Raw genomic sequence first — 14,322 nt, 5'->3', positions numbered from 1 at the left:
GAGTTAAAAATGAACGATATTAACCAACGCAGTTTTTTAGAACTAGGTAGCGTAAGACATATTCAAAGCGAGCAAGAAGCACTTGAGATTGCAAAAGAGGTGGCAGATCAACTGAATCAATTTGCTCGAGATCCAAGTTATAACAAGACTGTCCCTTATGATCAGGCGCGTTTAATTTCAGAAGCTGGTTTAACCGCGATTATTGTGCCTAAGCAATTTGGAGGCTTAGGTGCCAGTATTTCAACCTTGGTCAATGTGGTGAAAATTATTTCATCTGCCGATGGTGGTGTAGGGCAGTTATTACAAATTCACTTCACTATGTTTCGAGGAATTTTAACTGGCTATGACGATGAAATTCGTGATCAATTACTTGCCGATGTATTAAGTGGAAAACGTTTGGGCAATGCACTTGCAGAAGTGGGTGGCAAAGATAAATTTCAGCATAAAACACGTGTAGAACGAAATGCAGAAGGACAATTAATTTTAAATGGCAGTAAGTTTTATTCTACGGGCTCTTTGCTCGCAGAATGGATTTCTTTATTTGCGGGTAGTGATGATGGACCAGTCTCAATTTTAATTCATCGAGATACACAGGGAGTAGAGTTGCTCGATGACTGGGATGCAATGGGACAAAATAATAGTGTCAGTGGCACTGTTAATTTTAAAGATGTGATTGTTGATGAACGTTATGTTGCTAAGCGGAATACTGGTGGTCTAGGTACGGTTCTACGTACGGGACTCACTTGGCCTCAAATTTTACACGCTGCAATGGACACAGGAATTGCCAAAGGGGCATTACAAGGCGGGATTGATTATTTACAACATCATGCCCGACCTTGGGTAGAAAGTGGCGTCGATTCACCTACACATGAATCTCATATTATTAAACAAATTGGTGAGTTTGCTGTTTTGGTCCGTTCGGCTGAGGCATTGTTAGATCGTTCAGCACAGATTTTTGAACAGCATTTGGCAAATGTAGAAGATGAAGACTTACAAACTGAACTGATTTTATCGGTTGCTGCTACCCGTAGTCAGTCTGATCATGCATCTTTAAAAATTTCGAGTGAAATTTTTGGATTACTCGGGGCAAGTTCAACCTTATCGAAATGGAATCTAGACCGCTTCTGGCGTAATGCACGAACTCATACCACGCATGATCCAATTCGCTGGAGACTCTATCATGTTGGAAATTATTATTTAAATAATATTCCACCAGGAGAATACAACTCAGTGCTTCTGAAGAAACAGGCGGAAAATGTGACTAAATTTAGTAAATAACCCGAGTTCAAAAGTAAATATGATACTCGGAAACGTCATCTGCAACCTGCATGGTTTAAACAAGAGACTGTTTCTACGAGAGGTTTTAATAAATCCAAGAAAAGAACAGGTTTTGCAGATGACAATGCCTTTGGTTACTTTGGGCGAAACCAAAGTAACTCCACCTGAAAGCTAATCCTAAAATTGGATAAAACTCGATAAGACTCCGTTAAAATAATTGTTATTAAAGAGATTAACATTACCGATGCTAACTACTACGATAGTTTACGGTTACTTGAATTTGGATGCTAAAAACAAAAAGGTTGTCATCAAGACAACCTTTTTGTTTTGAAGTATTAAGCTACTTGAGCTTGAATAGAAATATCCTGCGCCAGCCATTCACGAACATTAATTTGTGCAGGAATAAAGTTCCACCGATAGAGAAAATCACTCAAGTCTTGTAAAGCAATAATAGAGATTTCATCAAAGTTAGTGTTCAGTTTCAGATGTGCATCTGCACCGTATGCCGCATGAACCCATTGCTCACTACTATTACATTCTTTTGCCAAATAACGATGGGTTTCATCGGCATGGGCATGTGCCCATTGTTCTGCTTGTAAAACAGCATCGACAATCGATTGGGCTTGCTCTGGATATTGTGTTAGAAAATCCTCATCAACAGTGAGCGTTCTTGGTGTTCCATTATTGGAGCGTAGAATAGGGTCTGGATGTGAGCCAATATCAATAATGGTATGCAGGGCGAAATCATGAGCAATTTGCGCAGCATGTGCACCTTTTAGAAAAATAGCATCAACATCACCTTTAATTAATGCCACGATCTCTGCACTTGCATTAATTTTGTTGCGATTACCATAAAAACTAGAATCATTTTCTTCAGGCTGTTGTTGTTGGGCTGCTAAAATATCTGCTCGTAAACAATCGACCAACTCAAGATCGCTCACCTTTAAATTTACCGTTTTTAAAGCATTCTCTAAACCACGAATCGCCTGTGCACGTGAGAAATCAATAATTGCATCTTGATTCAGTGGAATACCAAAACGTTTGCCTTTTAAGTCTGCAACAGTTTTGATGTTTGAATCGTAGCGCGTTAATAACAATTGAACTTCATCCGCCCAAGATAAGCCAATTACTTTAGTTTTTTGACCCGATGAATATGCCCAGATAGCTGGAATACTACCTCCGTGTCGAACAGAGTTGGCAAGGGTATGGTTAAAATGGGAGTTACGAATATCTTTGGAGTTTGATTCTCGAATTGATTTTATTTCAATCTGCTGCTCATTAAATTTTTCTTTGAGCCAACCTTTTTGAATTGAAATGCCTAGACCAGTTGGTACGGGGCAGCGTGTATACCAAAGTGTGTTTAATGGTTGAGTTTGAAGTGTTGTCATCGTGACATCCTTTTGTGGTTTTCATGCTTTAAAGCAAAATTGATGCCATTCATTAATTTATTGATATTTATAAATTATTTTTAATATCTTTTTTTGTGATGTTGATATATCAAATTTTGTTGCGATTACAACACAAGAATTACGCTGGTGTTTTAAAAACAACACCCCCATAAATAGCGCCATATAAAAACAATATAAAACAATAATTTAAAATATTTTTTAAGGCCATTAATTTGGCATGAATCTCGCAATAAAACGGAATCTTAAATTTTTACTATCTTTTATGTTTAAAAATTATCCATTATTACGAAGTCTGGCTTTATATCGTTTTATGCCATTTCGTTTCTTATTAACGGCGACCTTATTTGTTATTGCGAATATAGGGTTAGCACTTCAACAATATTCAATCGGACATGCGATTGATACCTTAAAACATAGTGAACGAGAAATACTATTTCAGCATGCTATCACTGATCCTTTAAATCCTTGGTTTTGGTTCATTCTACTTGCGAGTATTGCCAGTATTAGAGCTGTTATTCAGTATCTGGCAGGGTTAAGTGCTTTAACCATTGGTCAGCAACTACTGAGTATTTTAAGAGAAAGAATCTTTAGCCAAGTACAGCATTTAGATGTTTCATGGCACTGGAAACATGGCTTAGGAGAAGTATTATCTCGTACAACACGTGATTCAGATAAATTAAAAGAAGCGCTTATCAATTTTTGGCGTCAAGTATTTGAGTCAAGCTTGGTTGTTACCGTAACCGTTGGGCTCTTGTGTTGGTATCATCCTTGGCTCGGCCTAGTTCCCTTATTATTTATTTTTTTAGGGCTTTGGGTTTTATTTAAACTGACCAATCAATTGGTGGTTCTGGACCATCAAGTTGCATCTGCATATGAAAAAGTCAGCGATACCTTGGCAGAAAGCGTCAATGGAATTCGGGTAGTCAAAGCTTTTCAACTCGAAGAGAAACTTTTACAACGTTTTAACCATGCTGTAAATCTATTTATTCATCATTCTATTCAGACCATCAAGACAAGTGCAAAACGGTTACCTATTCCCCAAGTAATTATTGCGGGTTCTTACTTATGGGTCATTGCTTTTGGTGCTTATTTAATTGGTCAAAATCAGTTGCAAGTAGGGCAATTTGTAGCTGCCATTCTCATGGCAAATTTATTGGTGTTTCGTATTGAAAGTATTGGTCAGGTCTTACATATTTTCGCTGATGCTCGCTCGTCTGCAACAAGAATCTGGCAAATGCTAGATGAGAAGTCCGCAATTGAAGATCAACAATATCCTCTAAGGTTGCAATGGCGTGATGAGTTAAGCATTAAATTAGAAAATGTCAGCTTTCAGGATAAAATAACAAAAAATTATATTTTAAAGCAATGCAGTGTTGAATTTCGAGCAGGTGAAATCGTTACTGTTGTCGGTAAAACGGGGTCGGGTAAAACGACTTTAATGAATTTACTCAATCGGTTTATTGACCCAACAGAAGGGCAAGTTTTGATTGATTCTGAGCAAATGGGATGGACTAATATTAAAGATTTGAGCCTATTTGAATTACGACATTTGGTTCAGATCATTCCTCAAGAAAATTTCTTTTTTAGTGGCACACTGGCAGATAACTTAAGAGTTGCTAAGCAAGATGCAACGGAGCAAGAGATGAAAGAGGCTTTACATTTAGCTTCTGCATCTGAACTATTACAAAGACTTGATCATGGCTTAGACACGTTGATTGGAGACAAAGGCGTTACCTTGTCTGGAGGACAAAAACAACGACTTGCTTTGGCCCGTTCTATTTTAAAAAATTCGCCAATTTTAGCACTAGATGATTCTACCAGTGCCTTAGATGCCACTACAGAAAAACAAGTTTTGCAGCGTCTATCAGCACTTTCTGATGATGGAAATCATTTTAAGAAAACAATCATTATTAACTCTAATAAACAAACCACGATTGCTTTATCTGATCGCGTTATTGTGCTTGATCAGGGTCATATTATTGCCCAAGGCTCGCATGCTGAATTGGTTCAAGACTGTTTGTTTTATCGAGAGTTGATGGGGTTTCAGTTAGAGCAGCAGGAGATTGATGCATGAATACCAGTGTTAAAAATTTCCGCCCATTTACAAAATCAGCTGATCTACAAATTGAAGAAAATTTGGCAAATACCTCAATTCATAGAGGAATGCTAAAAAAACTTATTCCTTTAGTTTATCCCATTCGTTACTTGCTGCTTGCTTTAATTGCAGTAGAAATTTTACAAGTGATGAGCGTTTTTGTCCGGCCTTGGGTGGTGAAATATATTTTAGATTCGGGCTTTCAACAAATTGCTGGAAAAATGGTATTGAATCAGCCTGTTTTGTTGATTGCGATTAGCATTTTAACCTTAAGTTGGATTTTTCGTTTTGCTTTAGCTGGCGTATCAAAATATCTTTCAGGCCGAGCAGCTTTGAAAGTGATTAATGGTTTAAGACGTTCGTTATTTCAGCATATCCAAAGTTTAAATATCGGCTATTTTGATCGTACCAAGGCTGGCAGGATTATTTCACGGGCCGATCGTGATGTCGAAACGCTAGAGCCTGTTTTAATACAAGGGCCACCAGAGTTACTTTCGGCAATTTTGCGTTGTGGATTAGCTTCAGTACTGCTTTGGCATATCTATCCACCTTTCTTTTGGTGCTTATTTGCGACACTACCCATTTTATTTGGAATGACTGCTATTTTTAAAAAGTCATCACAAAAACATTGGGGACGAGTTGCGGAGGAACGCAGTCGATTTACTGCTCATTTGGTTGAAACAGTAAATGGAGCAAAAATCATTCAGCAGTTAAATTACACTGAAACCAATCAATCTCGTTATCAAGAATTATTAAAAGACTTTAATAACTCTATTATTTATGGCAGCAAGCGGACCAGTTGGTTTGCTCCTTTTACAGGTTTACTTTCCACTCTAGCCACTGCTGGATTTATTGTGATTGGTAGTTATGCTTATAGTGATGGCATGATTAGTATAGGGCAGTTTGCAGAAAGTATTTTCTATGTGTTTTTATTCTTAGCGCCGTTACAGGAACTGACCGATTTATTTGAACGTTATGCCAATGGAGCAGCATGTGCGCAGCGAATATTTCTACTTTTAGACACTCAATCTACGATTCAAGAACAACCGAATGCTGTGAAGCTTGAACAGTTAAATGGTCATATTCGTTTTCAGTCGGTAGATTTTGCCTATACCCACAAACCTGTTTTACAAAACTTTAATTTGGACATTGAAGCTGGAAAAATAATTGCGATTGTAGGGCCAACTGGACATGGCAAAAGTACCATGGTTCAGTTACTAACGCGATTTTATGAACCCCAGCAAGGTGGAATTTTTCTAGACCGTTATCCAATACAAAGTATTCATCTTGCAAGTTTAAGACAGCATGTGAGTATCGTTTTACAAGATAATGTTTTATTTAGTGGATCTATTTTAGATAACTTACGTCTAGTTCTACCTGATGCTACAGACCAGAAACTTATCCAAGTTATTGAAGACTTGGGAGCGGATGAGATATTGCAACAACTGCCGCAAGGCTATTTCACCGAAGTGGGAGCGCTTGGTAAAAATCTTAGTCATGGACAAAGGCAACTTGTTTGTTTAGTTCGAGCTTATTTGGCAAACCCCAAAATATTAATTCTAGATGAAGCCACCTCTGCAATCGATATTTATACCGAGCAAAAAATACAATATGCGCTCAGACGCTTATGCCAAAATAGAACCTGTATTGTCATTGCACATCGGCTGAGTACCATTCGTGAGGCCGACAAAATTGTCGTGATTGAAAATGGTCATGTCGTAGAAGAAGGTTCACATGAGCAGTTAATACAGCAGCAGTCAGCTTACTTTCAGTTATATCAGTCATATTTGCAAAACCAACTTGTTTGAACGATTTGCAAATTTAACAACTGTAGTTTTATAAACATTTTTTTGAATCATTGTTTAAATTTAAACAATGATTCTTTTATTTAACTCCTTAATATATTGATAATAAATAATAAAATATTTGGCATCGGCTTTGCTATATCGGTCTAGATCGTTAAGGAAGCCAATATGCGTACATATTTTTCTCAATTCATTCTTCACTCCTCAATTTTTGCACTGAGTACACTCACTGCCTCAATTACTTTGGCAAATGATCAAAAGAATTTGCCAGAGAAAGAGGATGCCATCACATTACAATCTGTAGTTGTTACAGGCTCTAGACGAGCAATTAGTAATTCTCTGGATGCACCTGCACCCGTTGATATTTTAACTGCCAAAGAGTTACAAGAGACTGGTGCAACTGATCTTGCAGCAGCATTAACACGGCTGTCTCCTTCAGTGACTTTACCGAGTTCTCCTGCAGGTGGGTTTGGGGCATCGGTTCCGCCAAGTATTGCACTTAGAGGATTATCTGCTGATCAAACTCTAATTTTAATTAATGGAAAACGTCGTCATACATCCGCTTATTTCACCCGCCAAGCCTATGCAGGTGGAAGAGGCGCGGCGGTAACTGACTTAAGTTTAATTCCAGTGAGCGCAATTGAACGCATAGAAATCTTGCGAGATGGTGCTGCGGCACAATATGGGTCAGATGCAATTGCCGGTGTCGTTAATATTATTTTGAAATCACGAGATCATGGAGGTGGCGTAAGCTATCAAACGGGTGGCTATACTCAAGGAGATGGTGAACAACATAAAGTTAATCTTTGGAAAGGTTTTGCACTGCCTAATGATGGTGCTTTGACGGTTGCATTAGATTTAGGCAAACGTGAAGCTGCAAGTAACACGGCACCTGATACGCGAACTTTTTATGATGGTTCAACCAAGGCTCAATATACAGAACAAAATACGCCCTATAGAAAATGGAAATTTGGCTCCCCCGAACAAAAAGATCAAATCAATGTAACTGCCAATCTAGATTTGCCTTTGACAGATGACGTTGCACTTTATGGTTTTAGTAGCTATGGACACCGTAAAACAATAGGGGAAAATTTTTATGAGCCACCAACAACCAAAACAGTACTGAATCAATCCAGCTACTTTAAAGAACGTTATCCAGATGGACGCTCGCCATTGAGCTTAGTCACTGTAGATGATTTTGCAACGACAGTTGGAGTAAAAAAAGGAGAGCAGAAGTCAGGTAAATATGATCTTTATGCGACCTATGGACAAAATAAAGTCAGCACAGAACAAGGCAATGGCATTAACCCAAGCTACGGGCCAAATTCTCCTTCAAACTATGACTTGGGTGAAAATATTTTTTCGCAATTAAATACAGGCCTAGATTATAGCCGTGATATTGCAATTGACTGGTTAGCAAGCCCACTCACGTTGTCTACAGGGGTTTTATATCGTTGGGAGCAATATAAACAAAATGCAGGTGATCCGATTGCCTATACCCGCGGCCCATATTTTAATCCAAGCACAACTTTGGGCGTTGGAGTTCCGGGAATATATGCCGGAATTACAAACCAAGATGAACGAAAAATTAGTCGTGATGTTTATGGTATCTATCTAGATTTAGAAGCAGATATTATTAAAGACTTGAATGTCGGAGCAGCAGTCCGGAGTGAAAAATATTCAGACTTTGGTTCGACCACAAACGGAAAATTATTTGCTAAATATGATGTATCGCCTAAATTTACGGTACGTGGTTCAATCAATACAGGCTATAGAGCGCCGTCATTGGCACAGCAGGGCTATTCGGCTTATAGCGTACAAACAGTGCAAACCCCTTCAGGTTGGCAAGATGTTCAACAAAGAACTTTAGTTGCAGGAAGTGAGGCGGCTTTACTCATTGGCGGAACTTCTCTTAAACCTGAGAAATCGACGAATTATTCTTTAGGTTTTGTTTGGAAGCCACTTGTTAATACATCGGCAACTTTGGACCTTTATCAAATCGATATTAAAAATCGTATTTTGCTTTCAGACAATATTACTGGAAGTGTAATTACCAATGCTTTTGCCAATACACCGTATTCAAATATTGCCAATGTGGCGTTCTTTAATAATTTATTAGATACACGTACTCAAGGCTTAGAGCTCGCACTTAAACATGATTTAAACCTTGAACAATATGGCAAGTTAAATCTGAACCTAGGTCTGGCATATAACAAAAATGAAATTACCGAAACTAGAGATTCTATTACCGCAAAAGGTGAACGAATTCCTGTTTCAAGTATTGCAGGACGAAATACACAAAGTCTCATTGAGTCTGCTGCACCGAAAACAAAGCTAACGCTTGGCGCATTTTGGTCAAATCAGGCATGGAGCGTGAATACGGCTGTCCGTCGCTACGATAAATGGACCACTTTAAATAATACCAATACTGCACTAGACCAAACCTTTGACCCTCAATGGATTGCAGATTTGGATATTGGCTACAAAGCGGATGCATTTGTGAAAGGCCTGAAATTCAATTTAGGGGCGATCAATTTATTTAATAGCCATCCTGATCAAGCCAAAGATTCTTCAGTCGGCACCATTGTCAAATATAGTTTTAATGCACCTGAAGGAGCATTTGGAACGTATTTATATGGCCGCGTAAGTTACGAATTTTAAATCAAAAATGATGAGACAGTTTTTAAGGTAAATAACAATGCAACATACTTTTTTATCAACTTTATGCAAGTTTTCTTTAATCACAACGATGTTAACTTCAAGTTGTTTGGCGACCGCTCAAAAAGCTCCAGCGCCAGAAGATAAATATGGAGATGGCCGAGTTTCCGAGTTTTATACATGGAAATCAGCTATTCCTGAACAGGCAGGAAAATTATTAAAAACAGAAGCGATTCATAATCCTTATATTCGTTTGGCAAATGACAGTCAGGCTATTCGGATTCTCTACAGTTCTACCAGTGGTAAAGATAGCAAAACACCTATTGTGGTTTCAGGAAGTATTCACTTACCAAAAGGAACGCCGCCTAAAGAAGGTTGGCCAGTGGTGTTATGGGCACATGGTACTGTAGGCTTAGCCGATGCTTGTGCGCCGTCTTGGAGTGGACGATCATACCGAGATGTACAATATTTAAACCGTTGGCTTAAAGAAGGATTTGCGGTCGTTGCTACAGATTACGAAGGGTTAGGTGTTGCAGGACCACACTTGTTAATTAATAACCCAATGCTGGCTTATAGTATTTTAGATAGTGGTAGAGCTGCTTTAAAAACCAAGTTGCCACTTGCCAATAAGTTTGTGATTGTTGGCCAATCACAAGGAGGCGCTGGGGCTGTTGCGGCTTCTTCCTATTCGGCAACGTACGCACCTGACTTAAATATTAAGGGTTCAATTGGTACAGGCGTGATTTATCAAGATCCTGAAGCGACGCCTGAAAAAAATCAGTTAAAGTTAAATCCTTACGAAGTCAGCCCATCACTGGCTTATGGCATCTATAGTTTTTTAGTGACACAAAGTTTATATCCAGAAATTAAAACCGACGATATTTTCACGCCTGAAGCTGCGCCTTTAGTTGAACAAGCAAGAAATGCCTGCTTAACAAGTTTTATGGGAGATATTCAAACCGCAGGGCTTTCGCCAGCACAAGCATATAAACCTAATCCGCCGGCAAGCTATAAAAAGCTGCAAGAGAAACAGTCAAATGATTATGGTTATTACCCTACATTAAAAATCAGTCATCCATTATTTATTGGGACAGGGGCAAATGACCGAACTCCAGATGCTCGTTCTCAAATGAAGCTGGTGGCAGATGCTTGTAAAGCAGGTACTGTGGTCGAAGGTCATTTGTATCATGGCTTAGGACATAGCGAAACTGTGAATGCCTCATTAAAAGATTCAGTTCCGTTTGCTAAAAAGGTGATTGCGGGAGAGAAAATTCAGGCTATTTGTAAACCTGACTTGCAATAAAAAATGGAATAAAGATTTTCTCACTGAAGAAAATCTTTATTAAAAAAAGCCGCTCTTCAAAGATATTGAATGAGCGGCTTTTTGCTTTAAATGTTTAAGCGATTTGTTTTAATTTTTTGGCTGCCTCTTCACGTACAGCGGGGATAATATAACGACCATAATCGACCGTATCATAGATCGGATCGTAGCCCCGATTTAAAAAAGTCGTTACCCCTAAATCTACATAATCGAGTAATGAGGCAATAATGGTGTCTGGCGTACCAACAAGGGCAGTCGTATCGCCATAAGCCCCTACAGCAGTTGCGGTTGGCATCCATAATGCGCGGTCATGTCGATCGCCTTGCTGGGCTGCTGCTAATAAGCGCTGTGAACCGATGCCTTTGATTTTATGTCCCGACAATGTGCCGTTATTTTGAAAAGTTGGATTATTTTGAATATCTGCAAGAATCTGTTCTGCTCGTTGCCAAGCAAGTTCTTCGGTTGCACCAATAATAAGACGTACAGATAAACTAACAGGAGGCTGTGGTTTATTGGCTTTTTCTGCTGCGAGCTTCAATTTAGTAATTTGCTCTTTTACTCCAGCCAGTGGTTCACCCCATAGTGAATAGAGATCTGCATGGCGGACTGCAATATCATAAGCAATGTCTGATGAACCACCGAATGAAATCGGGATTGTACCGTTGACAGGCTTTAACGGGCAAAAAGCATTATCTAACTTAAAGTATTTACCTTCATAACTAATCGGTTGATCGCTTTTCCAAAGTTTCTGGATGATATCTAGATATTCACCCGTCCGTTCATAGCGCTGAACTTTATCAACAATATAATCACCTTCTTGAGGCTCCGCTGTAATTCCCGTAATTGCATGTAATCGGATTCTTCCACCACCTGTAGTATGGTCAAGCGTAGCAAAAGAACGTGCAGCAAGATTTGGAGTGAGGAGTGCAGGACGATGGGCAATCATAAATCCAAGACGTTCTGTATGTTGGGCAAGGTATGCCGCGATTTGTGCACTGTCTGGGCTGGTTGGCCCGCTAGCAATTAAGACTTTATCAAAACCCGCATATTCATGTGCCCGTGCGTGGTAACGTAGATATTCAAGGTCAATTTTATGGCCAATTCGTGTTCCTTTGGTTTCAGACCATTGGTTAGGGAAAACCATACCTACAAATTCGATGCTCATTATTAAACCTATTTTGTGGATTTTAAATGAATGAGCAAAATAAATGCCAAACTTTATACCTATATAAATCAAATATAGGAATGGATTATAATTTTTTAGAGTATTTGGATTTAATCAAAAACACAACATTGTGTTTGAGAAGCAACATATCATAAAAAAAGAATTGTGTTTATTTTTAATTTATAAGAGAAAATATTTTCAGAATAAATTAGATGAATTTTGGATTAAATATATTTATTTGTTATTTATTAAAAAACACACTGAAATGTAATATAGCCTTTTAGAATGCTTATATCATAAGTTTTATGGGGTAATTATGAAGACCTTTTTAGATAATGATTATAAAGTAATTACTTTGCCTGATAATGGTGTTCCTGTAAAACCAATAAGAGCAAAAGCAATTATCTTTTCAGATCAGAACTCCCGTAAATTATTAAATCAAGTTGAAACGATTGCTCCAAGCTCTGCTAGTGTCATCATTCAAGGAGAGTCTGGGACAGGTAAAGAGTTAATTGCACGCGAAATTCATTTGAAAAGTGATCGTAAAAATAAGCCTTTTCTTGCGGTCAATTGTGGTGCTTTGGTCGAGACTCTTGCCGAGTCTGAACTGTTTGGCTATGAAGCTGGTGCTTTTACGGGTGCAAACAAAACTCGAGCTGGTATTTTTGAAACAGCCGATGGGGGTACTTTATTTTTAGATGAAGTAGGTGAGTTGCCTCTATCCTTACAAGTTAAGCTGTTAAGGGTGTTGCAAGAAAAAGAAGTCGTACGCGTGGGTGGTCGAAAACCAATTCCAATTAATGTCCGTATTCTATCGGGGACACACGTTGACCTACGTAAAGCGGTAGCAGAAAATAAGTTTCGTCTCGATTTATATTATCGCTTGAACGTGGTTGTGCTTAATATTTTGCCACTGCGTGAACGTAAAGGAGATATTTTACCTCTGGTTGATTTCTTCTTAAGTTCATACTCTCAGAAGCTCATTACGACTAAGCCAAATATCAGTGATAGAGCAAGAAATGCGCTGCTGAACTATAGCTGGCCAGGCAACATTCGTGAGCTAGAAAACAATATTCACTATGCTTTGCTAGTGAGTGGCGGTAAAACAATTGATCTTGAGCATTTAAGATTTTCTGAGGAAACGGGTTCAGCGGTTTTACCAGATAATGATCTTATTCAAGAGTTTGAAAGTATATTGAAGCGTCTTTTTCAAGAATATGATGGGGAAGCATGGCATATTATTGAAGATAAAATAGTAAATACTGCATTTTCAAGTTGCTGGAATAATCAGGTTAAGACAGCAAAAATGCTAGGCCTATCGCGTAATGTTTTACGTAATCTTCTATCAAGATATAACTTACTACCTAATAAGAATGAAAATGAAATTGCTTAAGGGTTTTACATAGAAAAAACATCCATTTTTTAATGGATGTTTTTTTGCGTTGTGAATTTTGTGACCCATAAACCCAATTCAAATAACAACCACATTGGGACTGCAAGAGCAAGCATGCTAAAAACATCAGGAGGGGTAATAAACATCGCAATAAAAAAGAAAAATACAATGATGTGCTTACGATGTGCTTCTAGCTGTTGAATAGAAATAAGGCCAATAAAAATAAGAATATAAGTTAAAACTGGAATTTGAAATGCCAGACCAAAAGCAAGAAAAAGCTTCAAACAAAAATCTAGATAGCTATTGATATCCGTCATAGGTAACACATTATCAGGCGATGCCAAGACGAAAAACTTTAAAGCGAGAGGCAAAATTAAAGTATAGGCAAACACAATTCCTAAATAAAATAGAAGGTTACTCGAAAGCACTAGTGCTATACCGAACCTTTTTTCTTTTTGATAAAGAGCTGGAGCAACAAATTGCCAAAATTGATAAAGAATAAAGGGAATGCTTAATAAAATCGCAAAATAAATATTGAGTTTAAATGGTGCTAAAAATGTACTCATCACATCTGTTGCAATCATGGTGGAATTGCTAGGAAGTAATGAAATTAAAGGATGAGCAAGAAAATGGTAGTTCTTCTGAGCAAGCGGAAGTAGTAATAAAAAAATCGCTAAAACAATACCAATGCTATAGATCAGCCGTTTTCTTAATTCTTTTAAATGTTCGCTATATTTCATTTCAGTGAGGCTTTCACTGACAATATGTTCCGTCATGCGGCTTGATCCTCACTGAATTTATTGGCTGTTTTAAAATGAGCTAAAAATGGTGTCTTTAACTCATCTTGTGAACGGGTATAGATATAGTCATTGATGCGCTGTACTTTGTTTTTTTGTTCAATAGAAACAGTTGTTTGTACGTTTTCAATTTCTTGTTGCATGAGAGCGAGTTGTTGTTTGAGCTGCTCTTCATTTTGTTTTATTTTTTGCAGCTCTTCTTGCATGACTCTCTTAAGTTCGATCAGGTCAAGTTCGTTTTCAATATCATTTTGAATTTTACTAATTTGGTTTTTAACTGCTCTGTATTTGAGGAGGACTGATCTTAACGTGTGAGGAAGTTTTTCAGGTCCTAAAATAATAAGCGCAATAATTGCAAAAGCTAATAACTCTCCAAAGCTGATATTAAACATAATAATAAA

Annotated in this window: 10 protein-coding genes; 6 read left to right on the top strand and 4 right to left on the bottom strand. The window is 38.0% G+C overall.

Features of this window, described 5'->3' with window-relative positions; all coding sequences use genetic code 11:
• Nucleotides 1–9 precede the first annotated feature (9 nt).
• Nucleotides 10–1,278, top strand: coding sequence for an acyl-CoA dehydrogenase family protein (locus tag ACIF8R_RS03185; RefSeq protein WP_107879943.1), 1,269 nt, complete (start codon nt 10–12; stop codon nt 1,276–1,278).
• A gap of 335 nt (nt 1,279–1,613) precedes the next feature.
• Here ACIF8R_RS03185 and ACIF8R_RS03180 read toward each other — a convergent pair whose 3' ends face one another.
• Entirely contained in the window at nt 1,614–2,666 is a 1,053-nt protein-coding gene (locus ACIF8R_RS03180; RefSeq protein WP_282496729.1) for an ABC transporter substrate-binding protein, read from the bottom strand.
• A gap of 283 nt (nt 2,667–2,949) precedes the next feature.
• Here ACIF8R_RS03180 and ACIF8R_RS03175 point away from each other — a divergent pair, with 283 nt between their 5' ends.
• The 4 genes from ACIF8R_RS03175 to ACIF8R_RS03160 all read left to right on the top strand — a co-directional run bounded on the left by ACIF8R_RS03175 (nt 2,950) and on the right by ACIF8R_RS03160 (nt 10,548).
• Nucleotides 2,950–4,761 carry an ABC transporter ATP-binding protein gene (locus ACIF8R_RS03175; RefSeq protein ID WP_396479036.1) on the top strand — a complete coding sequence of 604 codons (1,812 nt, stop codon included), beginning with the start codon at nt 2,950–2,952 and terminating at the stop codon, nt 4,759–4,761.
• Nucleotides 4,758–6,590 (top strand): ABC transporter ATP-binding protein, encoded by a 1,833-nt coding sequence (locus tag ACIF8R_RS03170; protein ID WP_396479034.1) that lies wholly within the window; start codon nt 4,758–4,760, stop codon nt 6,588–6,590. The genes ACIF8R_RS03175 and ACIF8R_RS03170 overlap by 4 nt, the downstream gene beginning before the upstream one ends.
• Before the next feature lie 165 nt (nt 6,591–6,755).
• Entirely contained in the window at nt 6,756–9,248 is a 2,493-nt protein-coding gene (locus tag ACIF8R_RS03165; RefSeq protein ID WP_396479032.1) for a TonB-dependent receptor plug domain-containing protein, read from the top strand.
• A gap of 88 nt (nt 9,249–9,336) precedes the next feature.
• A complete protein-coding gene (locus ACIF8R_RS03160; protein ID WP_396479513.1) occupies nt 9,337–10,548 on the top strand; it encodes a lipase family protein in 1,212 nt (403 codons plus the stop codon).
• A gap of 94 nt (nt 10,549–10,642) precedes the next feature.
• On the opposite strand, the gene ACIF8R_RS03155 is transcribed toward ACIF8R_RS03160, so the two are convergent.
• Nucleotides 10,643–11,731, bottom strand: coding sequence for an LLM class flavin-dependent oxidoreductase (locus ACIF8R_RS03155; RefSeq protein WP_199996752.1), 1,089 nt, complete (start codon nt 11,729–11,731; stop codon nt 10,643–10,645).
• A gap of 316 nt (nt 11,732–12,047) precedes the next feature.
• Between ACIF8R_RS03155 and ACIF8R_RS03150 the strand changes: the two genes are divergently transcribed.
• On the top strand, nt 12,048–13,124 hold the full coding sequence (locus ACIF8R_RS03150; RefSeq protein ID WP_000846949.1) for a sigma-54-dependent Fis family transcriptional regulator: 1,077 nt from the start codon (nt 12,048–12,050) through the stop codon (nt 13,122–13,124).
• 29 nt (nt 13,125–13,153) lie between these two features.
• On the opposite strand, the gene tatC is transcribed toward ACIF8R_RS03150, so the two are convergent.
• Together tatC and tatB are read right to left on the bottom strand one after the other, a co-directional pair.
• Nucleotides 13,154–13,900 carry a twin-arginine translocase subunit TatC gene (tatC, locus tag ACIF8R_RS03145; protein ID WP_151768519.1) on the bottom strand — a complete coding sequence of 249 codons (747 nt, stop codon included), beginning with the start codon at nt 13,898–13,900 and terminating at the stop codon, nt 13,154–13,156.
• On the bottom strand, nt 13,897–14,313 hold the full coding sequence (gene tatB, locus ACIF8R_RS03140) for a Sec-independent protein translocase protein TatB (protein WP_396479030.1): 417 nt from the start codon (nt 14,311–14,313) through the stop codon (nt 13,897–13,899). Before tatB ends, tatC begins: the two co-directional genes overlap by 4 nt.
• Nucleotides 14,314–14,322: the final 9 nt, after the last annotated feature.

It is taken from the genome of Acinetobacter sp. ABJ_C4_1 (genome assembly GCF_044538495.1).
In the GTDB taxonomy this organism is placed as follows: domain Bacteria; phylum Pseudomonadota; class Gammaproteobacteria; order Pseudomonadales; family Moraxellaceae; genus Acinetobacter; species Acinetobacter nosocomialis_A.
Note: the sequence above shows the minus strand (reverse complement) of the source record. Positions and strands in the feature narration are given on the sequence as shown.